This window comes from Nonomuraea sp. NPDC050643 (assembly GCF_040654715.1).
GTDB lineage: Bacteria > Actinomycetota > Actinomycetes > Streptosporangiales > Streptosporangiaceae > Nonomuraea.
The window spans coordinates 53,242-71,783 of record NZ_JBFAIM010000001.1; the positions used below are offsets into that span (position 1 = coordinate 53,242).

General features: G+C 71.7%; 17 protein-coding genes. 8 read left to right on the top strand and 9 right to left on the bottom strand.

Features of this window, described 5'->3' with window-relative positions:
* Positions 1–5 precede the first annotated feature (5 nt).
* On the bottom strand, positions 6–1,022 hold the full coding sequence (locus tag AB0I15_RS00250; protein ID WP_358087687.1) for a LacI family DNA-binding transcriptional regulator: 1,017 nt from the start codon (positions 1,020–1,022) through the stop codon (positions 6–8).
* Positions 1,023–1,103: 81 nt separating this feature from the next.
* Between AB0I15_RS00250 and AB0I15_RS00255 the strand changes: the two genes are divergently transcribed.
* Positions 1,104–2,603, top strand: a complete 1,500-nt coding sequence (locus AB0I15_RS00255; RefSeq protein ID WP_358087691.1) for an alpha-N-arabinofuranosidase — start codon at positions 1,104–1,106, stop codon at positions 2,601–2,603.
* 133 nt (positions 2,604–2,736) lie between these two features.
* Here the strand turns inward: AB0I15_RS00255 and AB0I15_RS00260 are convergent, their stop codons facing one another.
* The 6 genes from AB0I15_RS00260 to AB0I15_RS00285 all read right to left on the bottom strand — a co-directional run bounded on the left by AB0I15_RS00260 (position 2,737) and on the right by AB0I15_RS00285 (position 8,472).
* A complete protein-coding gene (locus AB0I15_RS00260; RefSeq protein WP_358087693.1) occupies positions 2,737–3,417 on the bottom strand; it encodes a FadR/GntR family transcriptional regulator in 681 nt (226 codons plus the stop codon).
* 25 nt (positions 3,418–3,442) lie between these two features.
* Positions 3,443–4,465, bottom strand: a complete 1,023-nt coding sequence (locus AB0I15_RS00265) for an MBL fold metallo-hydrolase (RefSeq protein WP_358087696.1) — start codon at positions 4,463–4,465, stop codon at positions 3,443–3,445.
* A 64-nt stretch (positions 4,466–4,529) separates the two neighbouring features.
* Entirely contained in the window at positions 4,530–5,645 is a 1,116-nt protein-coding gene (locus AB0I15_RS00270) for a steroid 3-ketoacyl-CoA thiolase (protein WP_358087699.1), read from the bottom strand.
* Between the two features lie 42 nt (positions 5,646–5,687).
* Positions 5,688–6,677 carry a sigma-70 family RNA polymerase sigma factor gene (locus AB0I15_RS00275; RefSeq protein WP_358087702.1) on the bottom strand — a complete coding sequence of 330 codons (990 nt, stop codon included), beginning with the start codon at positions 6,675–6,677 and terminating at the stop codon, positions 5,688–5,690.
* 144 nt (positions 6,678–6,821) lie between these two features.
* Complete coding sequence (locus AB0I15_RS00280; protein ID WP_358088740.1) at positions 6,822–7,763, bottom strand: NADP-dependent oxidoreductase; 942 nt, start codon at positions 7,761–7,763, stop codon at positions 6,822–6,824.
* A gap of 112 nt (positions 7,764–7,875) precedes the next feature.
* A complete protein-coding gene (locus tag AB0I15_RS00285) occupies positions 7,876–8,472 on the bottom strand; it encodes a TetR family transcriptional regulator (protein ID WP_358088743.1) in 597 nt (198 codons plus the stop codon).
* Between the two features lie 241 nt (positions 8,473–8,713).
* Between AB0I15_RS00285 and AB0I15_RS00290 the strand changes: the two genes are divergently transcribed.
* The 6 genes from AB0I15_RS00290 to AB0I15_RS00315 are packed head-to-tail and all read left to right on the top strand — an operon-like array spanning position 8,714 to position 14,934.
* Positions 8,714–10,300, top strand: a complete 1,587-nt coding sequence (locus AB0I15_RS00290) for an AMP-binding protein (RefSeq protein ID WP_358087705.1) — start codon at positions 8,714–8,716, stop codon at positions 10,298–10,300.
* Between the two features lies 1 nt (position 10,301).
* On the top strand, positions 10,302–11,267 hold the full coding sequence (locus AB0I15_RS00295) for an acyl-CoA dehydrogenase family protein (protein WP_358087708.1): 966 nt from the start codon (positions 10,302–10,304) through the stop codon (positions 11,265–11,267).
* Complete coding sequence (locus AB0I15_RS00300; protein ID WP_358087710.1) at positions 11,267–12,421, top strand: acyl-CoA dehydrogenase family protein; 1,155 nt, start codon at positions 11,267–11,269, stop codon at positions 12,419–12,421. The genes AB0I15_RS00295 and AB0I15_RS00300 overlap by 1 nt, the downstream gene beginning before the upstream one ends.
* A gap of 26 nt (positions 12,422–12,447) precedes the next feature.
* A complete protein-coding gene (locus AB0I15_RS00305; protein ID WP_358087713.1) occupies positions 12,448–13,347 on the top strand; it encodes a bifunctional MaoC family dehydratase N-terminal/OB-fold nucleic acid binding domain-containing protein in 900 nt (299 codons plus the stop codon).
* Positions 13,347–13,751, top strand: coding sequence for a MaoC/PaaZ C-terminal domain-containing protein (locus tag AB0I15_RS00310; RefSeq protein ID WP_358087715.1), 405 nt, complete (start codon positions 13,347–13,349; stop codon positions 13,749–13,751). The genes AB0I15_RS00305 and AB0I15_RS00310 overlap by 1 nt, the downstream gene beginning before the upstream one ends.
* Before the next feature lie 16 nt (positions 13,752–13,767).
* On the top strand, positions 13,768–14,934 hold the full coding sequence (locus tag AB0I15_RS00315) for a lipid-transfer protein (protein ID WP_358087717.1): 1,167 nt from the start codon (positions 13,768–13,770) through the stop codon (positions 14,932–14,934).
* Here AB0I15_RS00315 and AB0I15_RS00320 read toward each other — a convergent pair whose 3' ends face one another.
* A complete protein-coding gene (locus tag AB0I15_RS00320) occupies positions 14,935–15,381 on the bottom strand; it encodes a carboxymuconolactone decarboxylase family protein (RefSeq protein WP_358087719.1) in 447 nt (148 codons plus the stop codon).
* A gap of 104 nt (positions 15,382–15,485) precedes the next feature.
* Between AB0I15_RS00320 and AB0I15_RS00325 the strand changes: the two genes are divergently transcribed.
* On the top strand, positions 15,486–16,376 hold the full coding sequence (locus AB0I15_RS00325) for a sigma-70 family RNA polymerase sigma factor (protein WP_358087721.1): 891 nt from the start codon (positions 15,486–15,488) through the stop codon (positions 16,374–16,376).
* A 16-nt stretch (positions 16,377–16,392) separates the two neighbouring features.
* Here the strand turns inward: AB0I15_RS00325 and AB0I15_RS00330 are convergent, their stop codons facing one another.
* Positions 16,393–18,312, bottom strand: coding sequence for a hypothetical protein (locus tag AB0I15_RS00330; RefSeq protein WP_358087724.1), 1,920 nt, complete (start codon positions 18,310–18,312; stop codon positions 16,393–16,395).
* Between the last annotated feature and the right edge of the window lie 230 nt (positions 18,313–18,542).

Sequence of the window (18,542 nt, forward strand, 5' to 3'; positions counted from 1 at the left end):
CCGTACTACCCGTTCGTGCTCTCCCGGATCACCAGCTTGTACGGCACATAGATCTCCCTGGCCCCGGCCTGCGACCCCTTCGCCATGCGGTCCACCAGCAGGTCCACGGCCTGGCTCGCGATCGCCTGCTTGTCGGGGGAGACCGTGGTGAGGGTCGGCGTGCTGTATCTGCCGTCCTCGATGTCGTCGAAGCCCGCCAGCGCCACGTCGCCGGGCACCGTGTGGCCCCGCTCCAGCAGGGTCCGCAGGGCGCCCAGGGCCAGCGGGTCGTTGAAGCAGAAGACCGCGTCGGGGCGCTGCCCGGCGTCCAGCAGCGTGGCCATCGCCCGCGCCCCGTCGGCCCGGTGGTAGGCCTCCACGTAGACCACCAGCCGGTCGTCCGCGGGCAGCCCGGCCTCCTCCAGGGCCCGGTGGTAGCCCGCCAGGCGCAGCCGGGACGTCTCCGCCGCGACGTCGTCCTGCGCCCCGATCGCCGCGATGCGGCGGCGGCCGAGCGAGGCCAGGTGCAGCGTCGCCTCCCTGGCGGCGGCCACGTTGTCCACCACGATGTGGTCGGCGGGCCCCTCGGACACCCGCTCGCCCAGCAGCACCATCGGCGTGTCGTCCATGCGGGCCGCCAGGTCCTCGGCGGTGAGCGCGAGCGGGCTGAAGATCAGGCCGTCGATCAGGTGGGCGCGGAAACCCTCGGCGACGAGCTGCTCGCGCTCGCGCGAGGCTCCGGTCTGGTCGATCAGCACGGTCAGCCCCCGCTCCTCCGCGCACGCCACCACGAAATGGGCCAGCTCGGCGAAGTAGGGGATGTCCAGCTCGGGCACCGCCAGCGCGATGATCCCGGTCCGGCCCTGCCGCAGGTTCCTGGCCGACAGGTTGGGCCGGTAGTTGAGCTCCTGGATGGCCGCCTGGACCCGGGTGCGCGTGGCCGGGGTGACGTGGACGTAGCCGTTGACGACGTTGGAGACGGTCTTCACCGAGACGCCGGCCAGACGGGCCACGTCCTTCAGGCCGACGCGAGGTTTGTCCATGGAGACAAAGTGTATTAGCTGCTTTACAACGTTGAATACAACGATGTATAGATGATCAGGGCCAACAAAGGAGGACTGTCCATGGGATCCGCCAAGCTCACGCTCGATCCGGCGTTCGAGGTGGGGCCGGTCGAACGGCGGCTGTTCGGATCGTTCGTCGAGCACATGGGGCGCTGCGTCTACACGGGCGTGTTCGAGCCCGGCCACCCCGAGGCGGACGGCGACGGGCTGCGCCGCGACGTCGTCGAGCTGACGCGGGAGATGGGCGTCAGCGCCGTGCGCTACCCGGGCGGCAACTTCGTCTCCAACTACGACTGGGAGGACGGCGTCGGCCCGGTCGCCGAGCGGCCCACCCGGCTCGACCTCGCCTGGCGGCAGATCGAGACGAACGCGTTCGGGCTCGCCGAGTTCATGACCTGGCTGCGCGAGGTGGACGCCGAGCCCGTGATGGCGGTCAACCTGGGCACCCGCGGCGTACGCGAGGCGCGTGACCTGCTCGAATACACCAACTACCCGGGCGGCACACGCTGGTCCGACCTGCGGATCAAGCACGGGATGCGCGAGCCGTACGGGATCAAGGTCTGGTGCCTGGGCAACGAGATGGACGGCCCCTGGCAGATCGGCGGGAAGACCGCGGAGGAGTACGGCAGGCTGGCGTTCGAGACCGCCAAGGCCATGCGCCGCGTCGACCCCGGCATCGAGCTCGTGGCCTGCGGCAGCTCCAACCCGCGGATGCCCACGTTCGGCTCCTGGGAGGCGACGGTCCTCGAGCACTGCTACGACCAGGTCGACTACATCTCCACGCACGCCTACTACGACGCCGTGGCCGGCGACCGGGCGAGCTACCTGGCCTCGGCCGTGGAGATGGAGCGGCAGATCCACGACGTGATCTCCACCGCCGACCACGTGGCCGCCAAGCTCGGCAGCCGCAAGCGGCTCAAGGTCTCCTTCGACGAGTGGAACGTCTGGTCACAGAGCCTGTTCCACGGCGAGGCCAGCCTCGACTGGGCGCACGCGCCGCGCATCATCGAGGAGGAGTACGACGTGGCCGGCGCGGCCGTCGTCGGCAGCCTGCTCATCACCCTGCTCAACCACGCCGACCGGGTCGGCATCGCCTGCCAGGCGCAGCTCGCCAACGTGATCGCCCCGATCCGCACCGAGGCCGGCGGCCCCGCCTGGCGCCAGACGATCTTCCACCCGTTCGCCCTCACCGCCGCCCACGCCCGCGGCCGGGTGCTGCGCGTCCAGGCCACGGCCCCGGCCATGGCGACCGAGCGGTTCGGCGAGGTGCCCGTCCTGGCCGCCGCCGCGACGCTCGACGACGAGCGGCGGTTGTCGGTCTTCGCGGTGAACCGCGGCGACGAGCCGCTGCCCCTGGAGATCGACCTGCGCGGTCTGCCGAAGGCGGCGGACATCTCCCACGTCACGGTCGCCGACGCCGACCCCACCGCCCGCAACACCGAGCGGGAGCCCCGGCGGGTCGAGCCGCGCGCCCTCGACGGGGCCGTGATCGAGGGCGACCGGCTCAAGGCCGTGCTCCCGCCGATCTCGTTCAACCTGCTCAAGGCCGCGCTGGGGTAGTCGTCCGACGTGTGTGTCAGAGGTCGCCGCGCCCTCTCGGGATCGTGGCGCGGCGGGGTCGGGGAGGCGCCGGATGAGGTTCCGCTCGTCCGGCGTCCTCCTCAGCGGGCGGGGCGGCGCCCGCCCCTGGTGATCAGTCCAGCTCCAGCGCCTTGCGCAGCCACGACTCCACGCCCGCCACGTGCACGGTCGCCCAGGAGCGGGCCACGTCGGCCTGCCGGGCGGCGATGGCGTCGTAGATCGCGGTGTGCTGCTCGCGCGTCTTCTCCATCGCCCCCTCCTGCGTGAGCCCCCGCCAGATGCGGGCCCGGGTGGTCGGCCCCGACAGGCTCTCGATGAACGAGCACAGCACACTGTTGCCCGAACCCTGTGCGATCCGCTGGTGGAACTGCAGGTCGTTGGCCACCAGCTCCTCCACCGTGGGCCGCTCGGGCAGCGAGTCGAGGATCACCCGCAGCTCCGCGATGTCCGCGTCGCTCATCAGCTCGGTGGCCATGGCGGTGGCGGCCGGTTCGAGGATGCGCCGGACCTCGAAGAACTGCAGCACCGTGTCGTCACGGTGCAGGTCGAGCACGAACGACATGGTGTCCAGCAGCAGGCGGGGCTCCAGGCTGGTGACATACGTGCCGTCGCCCTGGCGGACGTCGAGCACGTTGATCAGCGACAGCGCACGGACGGCCTCGCGCAGCGAGTTGCGGGACAGGCCCAGGCGTTCGGCCAGGTCAGCCTCCTTCGGCAGCCGGTCTCCTGGGGCCAGCTCGCCGGAGACGATCATCTGCTTGATCTTGTCAATGGCCGCGTCAGTGACCGCCACGCTTCTCTCCCTAGACATCGGATGTCTAGGAGTCTATGGCCTGGAAGCGGACGGGATCGACACCTGCGAGGCGATGAACCAGACCTCTGGCCTCCAGGGCGCGCAGGTGGGCCGCCGCCTCGCCCGCCGCCATGCCTCTCAGCACGGGGGACAGCTCGTCCCACGGCCTGTTCCACGTCATCATCGCGGCGACCTCCCAAATGGTCAGCGGTTGCGGCCGCTGGACCAGGAGGGCGCGCAGCCGTACGAGTTTCTCCTCGTGATGGTGGCGGATCTGGGCCGCGCGTGCGGCAACATCGGGAAATATCCATTCATGGGCGGGCAAGGCGTCCAGTGGTCCCAGCTCCTCGACGCGCTCCAGCGACTCCAGGAACTCGCCCAGCGGATCGACGTCGACCCGGTCATAGGGGTAGATGCCGACGTGCGGGGTGATGTCGGGCAGCACGTGGTCGCCGGTGAACAGCCGGTCGGCGTCCTCCAGGTGCAGGCAGATGTGGCCGGGCGTGTGGCCGGGGGTGTGCACGGCGCGCAGCTTGCGCCCCGGCAGGTCCACCAGGTCGCCGTCGCGCAGCCTGCGGTCGGGCAGGGCGGGTGGGGCGGGACGGGCGCCCAGGACCTGCCTGACCTCGCCCGGGTCGGCGCCCGCCCGCCTGAGCATGTCGGTCTGGAACTCGTCGTGCTCGCTGGCCGCGTATTCGGTCATCAGCTTGACCAGCGCCGCGTCGTTCTCGTGCATGGCGATCCAGGCGCCGGACGCCTCGCGCACCTGCCCGGCGAGCCCGGCGTGGTCGGGATGGAAATGGGTGACGACCACACCGCTCACCGCGCTCACGTCGAGCCCCAGCGCCGCCAGCCCGCCGCTGAGCGCCTCCCAGGCGTCCGGATGGTTCCAGCCGGCGTCGACCAGCACGGGGCCCCTGGGCGACTCGACGGCGTAGACGAGCGTGTATCCCAGGGGGTTGCCCGGGATCGGCACAGGCACGCTCCACACCCCGCCGCCGAGGTCCTGTGGACGCTGCTCCGCGTACGGCCTGCGCCTGCTCTTCATGTGCCCCCCGATCGAGTGACTGCCCGGCGTGTAGGAGCGGCACGGGCAGGAACCGAATACGTGCTCAACCGATGCGTTCCAGAATCGTGGCCGTGGACAGCGCCCCACCGGCGCACATCGTGACGAGCGCGGTCGCCGAGTCGGAGCGCTCCAGCTCGTGCAGCGCCGTGGTGATCAGCCGCGCGCCCGTGGCGCCCACCGGGTGGCCGAGCGCGATCGCGCCACCGTTGACGTTGACCCGGTCGAAGTCGGGCCCGTGCACGCTCGCCCACGACAGCACGACCGACGCGAACGCCTCGTTCACCTCGAACCTGTCGAGGTCGCCGATCGTCATGCCGGCCGCCGCCAGCACCTTGGCCGTCGCCTCCACGGGCCCGTCGAGGTGGTAGTACGGCTCCGCCCCGACCAGCGCCTGCGCCAGGATCCGCGCCCGGGGCCGCAACCCGTGCCGCCGCGCCGCCGCCTCGCTCATCACCAGCACGGCCGCCGCGCCGTCGGAGATCTGCGACGAGGTGCCGGCCGTGTGCAGCCCGCCCTCCACCACCGGCTTCAGCCCGGCCAGGCCCTCGGCGGTGGTCTCGCGCAACCCCTGGTCCCTGTGCACGTCACCGATGGGCACGATCTCCCGTTCGAACCGCTCGTCGGCCCACGCCTTGGCCGCCAGCCGCTGGGACCGCGCCCCGAACCAGTCGAGCCGCTCCCGCGTCAGCCCGCGCCGCCGCGCGATCCGCTCGGCGGCGGTGAACTGGTCGGGCAGGTCGATGCTCCAGTCGTCCGGCTTCGGCCTGGCGGGCAGCACGTTGCTGCCCAGCGGCGCCCGGCTCATGACCTCGACCCCGCACCCGACGCCGGCCTCGATCACCCCCGCCGCGATCATCGCCGCCGCCAGGTGCACCGCCTGCTGCGACGACCCGCACTGGGCGTCGACGGTGGTGACCCCGGTCTGGTACGGCAGCCCGGCGTACAGCCACGAGTGGCGCCCGACGTGCCCGCCCTGCTCGCCCGCCTGGGTCACGCACCCGGCGAACACCTGATCCACCACCGCCGGATCGAGCTCCGCCCGATCGACGAGGCCGTTCAAGGCCGCCGCCAGAACCTGTTGCGGTTTCAGGGCGGACAGCCAGCCCGCCCGCTTGCCGATCGGGGTGCGTACGGCCTCGACGATCACCGGTGTGCCCATGGTCGCCTCCAGAACGATGCTCTGGCGCGACTGTAACGCGTTCTACTTTGTCGCGGAACCCTCCAGCGTCGACGGCAGCCCGAACGTCTCGAACAGACTCGGCTCGAAGAACATGCCGACATGGCTGATCCGGTCGCCGCCGAACGTCAGCACCATGAGCGCGAACTGGTGGTAGACCCCGTCCTCGCGGAAGTAGACGGCGAAGGCCGGCTGCCCGTTCGCCGCCGTGGGCACCAGCTTGAGATCGCCGGCGGCCTGGGCCGGGCACTGCGTCCTGGTGAGCTCGGCGATCGTCTCCGGCCCCTGGTACCAGCCCACGAACGGCGGCATCTCCCAGACCGCGTCCTTGGTGAACAGGTCGACCAGAGCGTCGACGTCGTAGTTCTCGAACGCCGCCACGTAGCGGTCGAGCTGGGCCCGCTGCTCGGACGACAGCGGCTCGACCGGGTCGTCGAGGCTCGGCGACACCTCGTCGAGCTGGGCGCGGGCCCGCTGGAGGGCGCTGTTGACGGCCGCCGTGGAGGTGCCGACCGCCTCGGCCACCTCGGAGGCCTTCCACTTGAGCACGTCGCGCAGGATCAGCACCGCCCGCTGCCGGGGCGGCAGGTGCTGCAGCGCGGCGATGAGCGCGAGCCTGATGCTCTCGCGCGAGGCCACGATCGAGGCCGGATCGTCGGCCCCCACGCCCGCCAGGGCGTCGGGGACCGGCTCCAGCCACGGTACCTCGTTGTTCTGCACCAGAGGAGCGCTCGCCTCGATGCTGGGCGCGCCCAGCCCGGTCGGCAGCGGGCGCTTGTTACGGCTGTCGAGCGCGGTCAGGCACGTGGTGGTGGCGATGCGGTAGAGCCACGTACGCAGTGAGGAGCGCCCTTCGAAGCCGTCGTAGGCCCGCCACGCGCGGAGGTATGTCTCCTGGACGAGGTCCTCGGCGTCGTGCACGGAGCCCATCATGCGATAGCAGTGCGCGAGCAGCTCGCGTCGCATCGGATCAGCCAGCCGGAGGAAGTCCTCATTTGTCGGCTTGTCGGTCATACCCCTTGTATAGACGCCGCCACCGACAGATCGATGAGTTTTTGACCTCCCGCAGGTCAATTAAGGCGATCCCGTTGACGAACGGGCCCTGTCCGGTGCCGCGGGGGCGTCCCGGACAGGGCCCGGCGCGGGCCCAACACGGCCTCAGTGCGGGACGGTGAGGACGATCTTGCCGGTGGTGCGGTTCGTCTCGCCCAGCTCGTGCGCCTTGACGGCCTCGGCGAGCGGCAGCGCGGCGGCGATCTCCACCCGCAGCCGGCCCGCCTCCGCGAGGGCCGCCAGCGCCCGCATCGCGGCGTGGTCCGGCTCGACCAGCATGGTCTCCGAGCGCAGGCCCAGCTCCGCCGCACAGGCGTGCAGGTCCGGGTCGACCAGGCTCAGGGCGAGCGAGACGATCGTCCCGCCGGGGCGCAGGGTGCGCAGCGAGCGCCGGCCGTAGTCGCCGCCGATGCTCTCGAGCACCACGTCCACGTCGCGTACGGTCTCGGCGAAATCCACGCTGCGATAGTCGACCAGCTCGTCGGCGCCCAGGCCGCGCAGGAAGTCGTGCTTGGCGGCGCCGGCCGTGCCGATCACGTACGCGCCGCGCGCCTTGGCGATCTGCACCGCCAGGTGGCCCACCCCGCCGGCGGCGGCGTGGACGAGCACGCGCTGCCCCGCCTTCAGCCCGGCCACGTCCACGAGGGCCTGCCAGGCGGTCAGCCCGGCGAGCGGGATCGCGGCCGCCCGCACGTGGTCCAGGGCGGCCGGCTTGCGGACGAAGTGCCGGGACGGCGCGGTCACGTACTCGGCGAAGGCCCCGTGCCCCTGCGGGTACTTCAGCATGCCGAACACCTCGTCGCCCGGCCGGTAGAGCGCCTGGCCGACGCCCGCGTCCTCGACCACGCCCGAGACGTCGTATCCCAGGACGAACGGCGGCGTCATCCGCTCGAGCCCGCCGCTCGCGCGGGTCTTCCAGTCCGTCGGGTTGAGCCCGGCCGCCTCGACCCGCACGAGCACCTCGGTCGGACCGGGGACCGGCCTGTCCACCTCGACCATCCGCAACACCTCAGGACCGCCCAGCGTGTCCTGGCTGATCGCCTTCATCTTCATACGCCTCAGCCTGCTGGCCGGGCACCCGTCGCCGCGAGTGGCCCGAAGGCCAACATGCGTAAAGATTGGGCCGCGGCGGCCGGCGCCGCACGTTTCGGGTCGGCGCCTAGATGTCGGCGAGCAGCCGCGCGGCGGCCGTCTCGATGCGCCGCTGGATCTGGTCGTAGGTGCGCCGCCCCCGCAGCATCTCCAGCAGCTCCTGAACCCACACGCTGGCCAGCGACCCCGCGAGGTCCAGTTGCTCCTCGCTGGCCTGCTCCAGCGTCAGCCCCTCGGCCGAGACGCGCAGCAGCAGCCCCGTCATGCGGTCGCCGAACGGGGTCTGGACCTCGGCCATGATCAGCGACCGGATGAGGGCGTCGGCCAGCTCCGGCTCGCGCATCAGCCCCCGGGTGGCCCGCATGAGCACGTCGACCGCGCGGCTGGAGGCGGTGGCGGCACCGGGCGGGCGGCGCTCGATGCTGCTCTCCAGCAGGTCGATCTCCTCGCCGACCACCGCCACGACGAGGTCCATCTTGGACGGGAAGTAGCGGTAGAGCGTGCCGAGCGCCACGCCCGCGCGCTCGGCCACCGTGCGCATCTGCATGGCCTCGACCCCGCCGCGTGAGGCCAGCGCCGCCGCGGCCTGGACGATGCGCTTGCGGCGTTGGTGCTGGCTGCGCGTACGGACGCTGTGCCCGCCCGGCGTGGGGTGGCTCTCCATGGTCCCCTCGGAGTCGCTGGACGGCGCGGCGATGGAGCCGTGCGTGGTACGCATAAGAACACGTTATCTGATTTCTCGATAACGCGGCTTGTTACTCGCGAGTCACAAACGAGCCGTATAGGCCCATGTCTCCGGTGTTACACGCATATGTCGCGACTTATCCACTGGAATGCCCACTGGACAGATATTAGAATCTGTTCTAGTTTGCGATTCGGCTGACCTAGCGCTTGCTGGAGGAGCGATGACCGCGGACACGCTCGCGTCCCTGCTTCTCGCGCGGGCCGAGGACGATCGGCCCGGGCTGCTGTTCGAGGACGCGGTGTGGTCATGGCGCGAGCACGTCGCCGCCTGCCTGTCCGCCGGGGCCTGGCTCTCCGGACGTGGTATGGGGTCACACGTCGGGGTGCTCAGCGAGAACGTGCCCGAGCTGGTCTTCCTCCTGGGCGGCGCGGCGCTGACCGGCCACGTGGTCGTCGCCCTCAACCCCACGCGCTCGGTCGACGAGCTGATCCGCGACGCCCGCGCCACCGACGTGGACCTGCTCCTGGCGGACGGCGCGTACGCCGGGCTCGCGGCGGCGGTGGCCGAGGGGCTGGGCGTGGAGGCGCTGCCGCTCGCCCTGGAGAAGACGGCCGCCGCGGAGCCCGACCCCGCGGACCTGGTGATGCTGATCTTCACCTCGGGCACCTCCGGCCGCCCCCGCGCCGTGCGGATCACGCAGCGCAAGCTCGCCGTCCCCGGGGTGAGCCTGGCGGCCCTGCTCACACCCGCCGACGTCGTCTACTGCTCGATGCCGCTGTTCCACTCCGGCGCCCTCATGGCCGCCTACGCCCCGGCCGTGGCCTCCGGGGCGGCGCTGGTGCTGCGGCGCCGCTTCTCGGCCTCCGGCCTGCTGCCCGACCTCAGACGGTACGGCTGCACGTACCTCCACTACGTCGGCAAGGCCCTGTCGTACGTCCTGGCCACCCCCGAACACCCCGGCGACGCCGGCAACCCGCTCAAGATCGCCTTCGGCAACGAGGGGAGCGCGGTCGCGACCAGGAGGTTCGGGGAGCGGTTCGGCTGCCACGTGATCGACGCCTTCGGCTCCACGGAGACCGCCATCTCGCTCACCCCCGACCCCTCCGGGCCGCCGGGCTGCCTGGGCCGCATGCCGGAGGGCGTGCGGATCCTCGACCCCTTCACCGGCCTGCCCTGCCCGCCCGGCGTGATCGAGGACGGCCGGCTGCTGAACGCCGAGGAGGCGGTCGGCGAACTGGTCAACACGGCCGGGCTCGGGCTGTTCGACGGCTACTACAACGACCCCGAGGCGGACGCCGAGCGGATCAGGGAGGGCGCGTTCTGGTCCGGCGACCTGGCCTACGCCGACGCCGACGGGTACGTCTTCTTCGCCGGGCGCGGCACCGAGCGCCTGCGCGTGGACGGCGAGAACCTGGCCGTCGCCCCCATCGAGGCCGCGCTGCGGGAGTTCGGCGGGGTGGTGGAGGCGGCGGTGTACCCGGTGCCCGACCCGGCGGCCGGTGACCAGGTCATGGCGGCGCTCGTGCTGGAGGGGGACTTCGACCCCGTCGCGTTCACGGCGTTCCTGGCGTCCCGCCGTGATCTGGGCGCCAAAGCCTTACCCCGCTATATCCGCCTTTCCAAGGAACTGCCCCAGACGGCTTCGCACAAGGTCATCAAACGGCGGCTGGCCCGCGAGGCGTGGCGCGGCGCCGACCCGGTCTGGTGGCGCACCCCGGACGGGCTCCGGCCGCTGACCGGCGAGGACGTCAAGGGGATCGAGGAGGAGTTCGTACGGCACGGCAGGCACCACCTCTTGGAGACGTGAGATGGATTTCAACCTGGACGAAACCCAGCAGGATCTGAAGAAGCTGGCGGCCGAGGTCCTGGCCCGGGAGGGGGACGACGAGCGGTTCCGGCAGGCCGGCCTCATGAGCGTGTGCGTGCCCGAGGAGGCGGGCGGGGCCGGGCTCGGGCCGGTGGAGATGGCCGTGGTGCTGCGGGAGGTGGGGGCGCGGGCCGCGCCGGTGCCGGCCCTGGCGACGCTGGTGAGCACGCTGACCCTGGCCCGCTATGGCACACCTGACCAGCAGCGCCTCGAATGCGCGCTCGCGCTCCGCGAGCCCGGCCGCGGCCTGGCCGAACCTCCCCTGACCGCCGCCCGGCCCGACGGGGACGGATGGACCCTGACGGGCCGCAAGGTCTCCGTGCTCAACCCCGGGGCCGCGGTGCTGGTCACCGCCGCCGAGGGCCTGTTCCTGGCCGGGAATGTGGACTCGGCCCCCGAGTTCACCTCGACCGGCGAGCCCGCCGCGACCATCGTCCTCGACGGGACCCCGGCCGAGCGGGTGGCGGGGCCCGAAGGGGTCGCCGAGGCGCGGCGGCTGTTCACGGCCGGGGTCGCGGCCCAGGCGAGCGGCGTGCTGGCGGGCGCGCTGGAGCTGACCACCTCCTACATCAAGACCAGGCGGCAGTTCGGGCGGGCGCTGGCCGAGTTCCAGGCGGTGACCATGCAGATCGCCGACGTCTACATCGCCGGTCGGGCACTGGACGTGGCCATGTGGTCGGGGGCCTGGCGGCTGGCCGAGGGGCTGCCGGCCGAGGAGGACCTGGCGCTGGCGGCGTACCACGTGGGTGAGGCCGTCAAGGCGCTCTACACGTGCCAGCACCTGCACGGCGGGCTCGGGCTCGACGTGACGTACCCGCTGCATCGCTACTTCGCGCAGGCCAAGCACCTGTCCCACCTGCTCGGTGGCGCCGACGCCCAGCTCGACCTGATCGGAGCGCTCGTCTGATGCTGATCGACCTCACCCCCGACCAGCGCGGGCTCCGCGACGAGCTGCGCGAGTACTTCCAGGGCTGCCTCACCGACGAGGACCGCAGGAAGATCGCCGAGGACCCGTTCGGCGGGGCGTACATGGAGCACTGCCGCCGTCTCGGCCGCGACGGCAAGCTGGGGCTCGGCTGGCCCAAGGAGTACGGCGGGGGCGGCTACGGCCCCCTGGAGCAGCAGATCTTCGCCAACGAGATCGCCCGGGCCGGCGTCCCGTACCCGATCATCACGGTGCAGACCGTCGGGCCCACGCTCATGCAGTACGGCAGCCCCGCGCAGAAGGACCTCTTCCTGCCGCGCATCCTGGCCGGCGAGTGCCACTTCGCGATCGGTTACAGCGAGCCCGAGGCGGGCACCGACCTGGCCTCCCTGCGGACCACGGCGGTGCTGGACGGCGACCATTACGTGGTGAACGGCCAGAAGATCTTCACCAGCGGCGCCCACTACGCCCAGTACATCTGGCTGGCCGCGCGGACCAACCCGACGGCCAAGAAGCACAAGGGCATCACCATGATGATCGCCTCCACGGAGGACCCCGGCTTCTCCTGGACCCCGATCGTCACCATGGACGGCCGCCACCACACGAACTCCACCTACTACTCCGACGTCCGCGTCCCCGTGGACATGGTGGTCGGCGAGGTGGACCGAGGCTGGGACCTGATCGTCAACCAGCTCAACCACGAACGCGTCACGCTCGGCCCGGCCGGCAACCTCGGCGGGACCTACGACCGCTTCCTCGCCTGGGCCCGCCGCACCGGCCAGGCGGACAACCCGGACGTACGGCGTGCGCTGGCCAAGGTGTGGGCGGCCTTCCGCACCAACGAACTGCTGAACTGGCAGGTCGCGGCCAACATGGACCTCGGCTGGCTGGGCGCCCCCGACGCGTCGGCCACCAAGATCTACGGCTCGGAGCGCATGCAGGAGGCCGGCCGGATCGTCGGCGACACCCTGGCCAGATACGGCGACCCGGCGGACCCCCAGACCGCCGAGCTGCTCGAACGCGTGGACCACGGGGCCAAGGGCGCGGTGGTGCTGACGTTCGGCGGCGGGGTGAACGAGGTGCAGCGGGAGCTGATCGCCATGCTCGGCCTGAGCCTGCCGAGGCCGCCGCGATGACCGACGGCGCGACGAGGGACACCGCGATGACCGACGAGGAGCTGCACGAGCTGGCGGGCAAGCAGACGGCCCTGGGCGAGCTCCGCGGCGCCCCGGCCGCCGACCCCGTGAACGTCCCCATGATCAGGCACTGGTTGGACGCCATGGGCGACACCAACCCGGCCTACCTGGAGCAAGGCGTGGCCCCGCCCGCGATGGCGCAGGTGTGGACCATGCAGGGCCCGCGCGCCCGGGCCAAGGACCGCTCGCCGGTGGACGACATCCTGGTCGCGCTCGACGACAACGGCTACACCGGCGTGGTGGCGACCAACTGCGAGCAGACCTACCACCGGTACGCGCGCCTCGGCGAAAGCCTCACCCCCGCCACCCGCTTCAGCGGCCTGACCGGCCCGAAGCGCACGGCGCTCGGCGTGGGCTTCTTCGCCACCTGGAACGTCACCTGGTACGACGAGGACGACGAGCCGGTGGCCGAGATGCTCTTCCGGGTGCTCAAGTTCCGTCCGCCGGACAAACGCGAGGCGCTCCCGCCGTACCCGCTGCGGCCCGCGATCAACCAGGACACGGCCTTCTTCTGGGAGGGCGTCGAGCAGGGTGAGCTGCGTATCCAGTCCTGCGCCGACTGCGGCGAGCTGCGGCACCCGCCGGGCCCGCTGTGCCCCCGCTGCCGCTCGGCCAACCGCGCGCACACGGTCGCGAGCGGCGAGGGGACCCTGTTCAGTTACGTCGTGCACCACCACCCGCCGGTGCCGGGCCGCGAGACCCCGTTCGTGGTGGGCGTGGTGGAGCTGCCGGAAGGTGTGCGGATCGTGGGCAACATCGTGGACTGTCCGCCTGAGGAGGTGGGTATCGGTATGGCATTGCGCGTGACCTATCGCCCCATGGACGACCAGCTCGTCCTGCCGATGTGGACGCCCCGGGAGCCGTGATGCGGGAAGACGAGGTCCACATAGGTTCCGTGCTGCCGGAGCTGTCCATCGACCTGACGCCCACCGTGGTCGTCTCCACGGCCCTGGCCACCATGGACTTCACGCCGGTGCACCATGACACGCAGCTCGCCCGCGCCCAGGGCTCGAAGGACATCTTCCTCAACATCCTGACCACGATGGGCCTGGTCGAGCGCTACGTGACCGACTGGGCGGGCCCCCAGGCCGTCATCAAGCGCATCAACGTCAAGCTGGGCGTCCCGGCGTACGCGGGCGACCGCCTGAGCTTCAACGGGACCGTCGTGTCGCACGAGGACGGCCGGTTCGCGGTCGAGGTACGCGGCAAGGTGAGCCTGGGCGACCACGCCACCGGCACCGTGCTCCTGACACTTCCCCCGGCTCACTGAGAAGGAGAGCAAGGCGTTGTCGCACTCCCGCACGGCCATCGCCGGCATCGGCGCCACCGAGTTCAGCAAGAAGTCAGGACGCTCCGAGCTGCGGCTGGCCGCCGAGGCCGTGCTGGCGGCCCTGGACGACGCCGGGCTGTCGCCCGGTGACGTCGACGGCATGGTCACCTACAGCCAGGACTCCAACCAGGAGATCGCCGTGGCCAGGGAGGTGGGCGTCGGAGACCTGACGTTCTTCTCCAGGGTCGAGTACGGCGGCGGCGCGGCCTGCGGCACCGTCGCCCACGCGGCCATGGCCGTGGCCACGGGCATGGCGGAGACGGTGGTCTGCTACCGCGCCTTCAACGAGCGGTCGGGCCGCCGCTTCGGCCAGCCGAACGCCCGGCTCACCGGCGAGCCCACCTCGCAGGGGCTGGAGATGAGCTGGCACGTGCCGTACGGGCTGATGACGCCCGCGGCCTGGGTCGCCATGTTCGCCCGGCGCTACATGCACGTCTACGGCGCCACCTCCGAAGACTTCGGCCGGGTCGCGGTCGCCATGCGCAGGCACGCGGCCACCAACCCGGCCGCCTGGTTCCACGGGCGGCCCATCACGCTGGAGGAGCACCAGGCCTCCCGCTGGATCGTGGAGCCGCTGCACCTGCTCGACTGCTGCCAGGAGAGCGACGGCGCGGTGGCCCTGGTCGTGACCTCCGCCGAACGGGCTCGCGACCTGCGCAGATCGCCCGCGTACATCGCGGCGGCGGCTCAGGGCTCGGCCTCCGGCCAGATGATGATGACCAGCTACTACCGCGACGACATGAGCGGCCTTCCGGAGATGTCCGTCGTGGGCCGCCGCCTCTACGAGCGGTCAGGGCTGACCCCCGCCGACATCCGGACCGCCATCCTGTACGACCACTTCACCCCGTTCGTCCTGGCCCAGCTCGAGGAGCTCGGCTTCTGCGGCCGGGGCGAGGCGCCCGGCTTCCTCAAGGACGGCGGCATCGAGCTGGACGGCCGTCTCCCCGTCAACCCGCACGGAGGCCAGCTCGGAGAGGCCTACATCCATGGCATGAACGGCATCGCCGAAGCCGTCCGCCAGATCAGGGGCACGGCCGCCAACCAGCTCGGTGACGTCACGAACGTCCTGGTCACCGCCGGCACCGGCGTGCCGACGAGCGGGCTGATCCTGTCGGCGGGCTGATCAGCCGGTCCAGGCGCCGGCCACCTGGTGGGTGGCGGCGTTCAGGCGGTTCCACAGGTTGATGACGCCGATGCCCACGAGCAGCGCGGCCAGCTCGGTCTCGTTGAAGTGGTCGGCCGCCTGGCTCCACACCTCGTCGGAGACCGCCTCGGGCCGGTCGCTCAGCCGGGTGAGGGCCTCGGTGAGGGCGAGCGCCGCGCGCTCCTCGTCGGTGAAGTACGGCGCGTCGCGCCAGCCCGCCACCGACCAGAGCCGCTCGTCGCTCTCGCCGCTCTTCTTCAGGTCGCGGGCGTGCATGTCCATGCACACGCTGCAGCCGTTGATCTGGCTCGCCCGCAGGTAGACGAGGTCGAGCAGAGGCTTGGGCAGCCCGGCGCCGTCGATGTTCCCGCCGAGCGCGTGCAGGGACTGCATGGCTCCGGGCAGTACGACGGCGGGCTGTCCCATCCGTGCTTCCATCATTCGCTCCACTGGGGTGCCGGGGCCGGCGTCACACCGGCCCGCTTTCATTGGTCACAGCAATGACGCGCGCCGACGAAGGAATGTGACAGATGGACGACAAGGAATCGCTGACCGGCCTCTTCGAGGCCAACCGCGGCCACCTGAGGGCCGTCGCCTACCGGATGCTGGGCTCGGTGAGCGAGGCCGACGACGCGGTGCAGGAGGCGTGGATCAGGCTCGACCGCACCGACACGGGCGACGTGCGGAACCTGGGCGCCTGGCTCACCACGGTCGTGGCCCGGGTCTGCCTGAACATGCTGCGCTCGCGCGAGACCCGCCGCGAGGAGCCGTTGGAGATCCGCATGCCCGACCCGGTCGTGAGCCTGGGCGACGGCGCCGACCCGGAGAGCGAGGCGCTCATGGCCGACTCGGTGGGGCTGGCGCTGCTGGTGGTGCTGCAGGCGCTGGAGCCGACGGAGCGGCTGGCGTTCGTGCTGCACGACATGTTCGCCGTCCCGTTCGACGAGATCGCCCCCATCATCGACCGCACGCCGGCGGCCACCCGGCAGATCGCCAGCAGGGCCCGCCGCCGGGTGCGCGAGGCGGCCGTGGAGCCGGACCCGGACATCTCGCGGCAGCGGGAGGTGGTGGAGGCGTTCATGGCGGCCTCGCGGGACGGTGACTTCGACGCGCTCGTGTCGCTGCTGCATCCCGACGTGGTGCTGCGGACCGACTCCGGTCCTGTGGTCGCCAAGGCGTGGAGCGAGCTGCGCGGGGCGCTCACGGTGGCCAAGGAGGCGTTCCTGTTCCGGGGCATGGCCGCGGACGGCTATCCGGTGCTGGTCAACGGCACCGCGGGCATGCTCGTCGTACGGCACGGCCGGGCGGCGGCGATCGGGGCCGTGACGGTCGCCGGGGGCAGGATCGTGGCCCTCGACATCCTCGCCGACCCGGTCCGGCTGGCGGACTTCGACGTGACGCCCTTCACCGGCCGGTCATAGGGACCGACCGGATGGGTCACGGGTGGACGAAGATGGGCATGGAGAAGAAGACGATCATCGCGATCGCCACGCAGATCAGGAACCCGACGAGCTCCCAGGCCCAGTCGTAGTGGCGGTTCCTGCGGCGGCGGATCTTCTGGGGGCGGGCCGTGACCTCCGGGCGCCGCTTGGGCACGGGCCGCGCCCGAATGGGGCGCGGCGCCAGGACCGAGGACTCCCGGGCGGCCCTGCTCACCGGCTCCTCCCGCGAGGGCGCCTCCGCCGGTGAGGTCTCCCGCAGGTCCTCGGGCAGCAGGTAGACGGGCTCGACGGACTTGGCGGCCTTCGCCGGCCTGCCGGGTTTGGCGGGCTTGGCCGGCTTGGCCGCCTTGGACCGCGGCCGGAACAGCGGCGCCGCGGACTCGCGGGTCTGCCGCGCCGACGGCTGGGCCGACGGCTGGGCTGACGGCTGGGCGCGGAACCCCGACGACTGCTGCCGGGGCTCCGACCGGAACGGGGACCGCGACCGCTGCGGCTCCGGCTGGAAGATGGGCGACCGCTTCGGCTCGGGCTGGACGGCGGGTGACCGCCGCGGCTCGGGCCGGAAGGACGGCGATCGCTGGTAGTCCGGCTGGACGGCGGGCGACCGCTGCGGCTCGGGTTGGAAGGCGGAGGGCGATCGCCGGGGCTCCGGCTGGAACGCCGCGGACGGTGACCGTCGCGGCTCCGGCTGGAAGGCGGACTGCGATCGCTGGGGGTCGGCGCGGAACACCCACTGCGCCTGCCGGGGGTCCGGCTGGAAGGCGGACGGCGGCTGCTCCAGGGGAGGCTCCGACGACTGCTGCTGGCGGCGCTCGGAGCGGGACGGCCGGGGGAGCGGGCGGGCCGGGCCTCGGTGGACCAGGACGTCGCCCGTCATGTACGGGTCCGGCGCGTCCTTGGGCAGGATCACATCACCTGTCGCGAACGGCTCGGCCCCGTTGGGGTCCGGCTCCGCCAGGAAGAACGGGCGCTCCTGGGGCGGAAGCCCGGAATCTCGCTGCTCTTCGAACGGCGTAGGCGCGCTCAATGGGTCCTTTCGAAGGAGGGCACGCCGCGGTGAATCCGAGCCCAGAAGGTCTCTCAGCGGCGTCGGGGAGTCGAGCACGTCCCCCAGGGGATAGGCCGAATCCGGAGCGTCGCGATATTTCGGCATCGGAGCCGTGGTCGCCTCGTGTTCGGCGACCCGCGACGTGGACGGCGGGGTCATGAGCTCGGCGGGGAAGATGACCGTGCTGGTCGCCGGATCGGCGTCGGCCAGCGGTTGCGGCCATACAGGAGGGCTGGGCCAGCGGGGTTTGACGAACATCGGCGCGGGCGGCCGCGTACGGGAGCCCGCGAAGTGGATGCGCAGCGCGCCCGGCGGCTGCGGCCAGGGCAGGCGGCCGAGCACGTCACGCAGTGGGGCGATGCCCAGGGCGCCGTAGATGTCGGCCACCGGCTTGGGCACCCGGACACCGGTCGAGGCGAGCGCCTGGCCCAGCGACTGCCGGAACCGGTGTCCCGCCCCCACCGTCAGCTCTTCGGCGGTGTCGGGCGCGACGTCCAGCACCCAGGCCAGCTCGGCCCGGCCCAGCCCGCACACCGCGCACAGCATGAGCACTTCGCGCTGGTGCGGGCGTAGCTCGCGCAGGGAGCGCTCGACGAGGGCGGTGGCGGGGTCGATGAGCGGATCGACGGCGGGGGGAGAGTAGACGATGTCCCGCCGGTGGATCTCGCGGCGGGCGAAGGCGTAGAGCGCGGCGCGCGGCGGCGGGGCGTCGGGAACGCCGCTGAGCACGGACACCAGGACGTCGGACGCTGAGCCGAGGTCGCCGAGCTGGTCGGCGACGTACGCGAACAGCCCTGCGGCGTGGCGGTCGTAGAGCTCTGCGATCACTTCCGTGCGCTGGCGCTGATCGATGAGCGGCTGGGACACGGGGCCGGTTCCTCTTGCTCTGTGCGGACGCTGAGGGGGTGCGGGTGGGGGGTGCGCGTCAGGAGATTGTGGAGTATTACGTCAGATGTTCGTGGGGGTAATCATGCCAACTCACCTCGGTCCGGCGCACTACCAGATCCAGATTCATCTGAATCTCCCAGGTCAAGTGAAGCGTTTAAGACAATCCCAGGAGGACAGGGCAGGACGAATCCCCGTAGTGTGTGCTCCAC

Bases quoted from the DNA above. Each gene is read 5' to 3' on its own strand.
- AB0I15_RS00305 (WP_358087713.1), top strand. From the start codon at position 12,448: ATGACCGACGAGGAGCTGCACGAGCTGGCGGGCAAGCAGACGGCCCTG.
- AB0I15_RS00290 (WP_358087705.1), top strand. From the start codon at position 8,714: ATGACCGCGGACACGCTCGCGTCCCTGCTTCTCGCGCGGGCCGAGGAC.
- AB0I15_RS00295 (WP_358087708.1), top strand. From the start codon at position 10,302: ATGGATTTCAACCTGGACGAAACCCAGCAGGATCTGAAGAAGCTGGCG.
- AB0I15_RS00320 (WP_358087719.1), bottom strand. From the start codon at position 15,381: ATGGGACAGCCCGCCGTCGTACTGCCCGGAGCCATGCAGTCCCTGCAC.
- AB0I15_RS00325 (WP_358087721.1), top strand. From the start codon at position 15,486: ATGGACGACAAGGAATCGCTGACCGGCCTCTTCGAGGCCAACCGCGGC.
- AB0I15_RS00310 (WP_358087715.1), top strand. From the start codon at position 13,347: ATGCGGGAAGACGAGGTCCACATAGGTTCCGTGCTGCCGGAGCTGTCC.
- AB0I15_RS00270 (WP_358087699.1), bottom strand. From the start codon at position 5,645: ATGGGCACACCGGTGATCGTCGAGGCCGTACGCACCCCGATCGGCAAG.
- AB0I15_RS00285 (WP_358088743.1), bottom strand. From the start codon at position 8,472: ATGGAGAGCCACCCCACGCCGGGCGGGCACAGCGTCCGTACGCGCAGC.
- AB0I15_RS00255 (WP_358087691.1), top strand. From the start codon at position 1,104: ATGGGATCCGCCAAGCTCACGCTCGATCCGGCGTTCGAGGTGGGGCCG.
- AB0I15_RS00250 (WP_358087687.1), bottom strand. From the start codon at position 1,022: ATGGACAAACCTCGCGTCGGCCTGAAGGACGTGGCCCGTCTGGCCGGC.
- AB0I15_RS00275 (WP_358087702.1), bottom strand. From the start codon at position 6,677: ATGACCGACAAGCCGACAAATGAGGACTTCCTCCGGCTGGCTGATCCG.
- AB0I15_RS00280 (WP_358088740.1), bottom strand. From the start codon at position 7,763: ATGAAGGCGATCAGCCAGGACACGCTGGGCGGTCCTGAGGTGTTGCGG.
- AB0I15_RS00300 (WP_358087710.1), top strand. From the start codon at position 11,267: ATGCTGATCGACCTCACCCCCGACCAGCGCGGGCTCCGCGACGAGCTG.
- AB0I15_RS00265 (WP_358087696.1), bottom strand. From the start codon at position 4,465: ATGAAGAGCAGGCGCAGGCCGTACGCGGAGCAGCGTCCACAGGACCTC.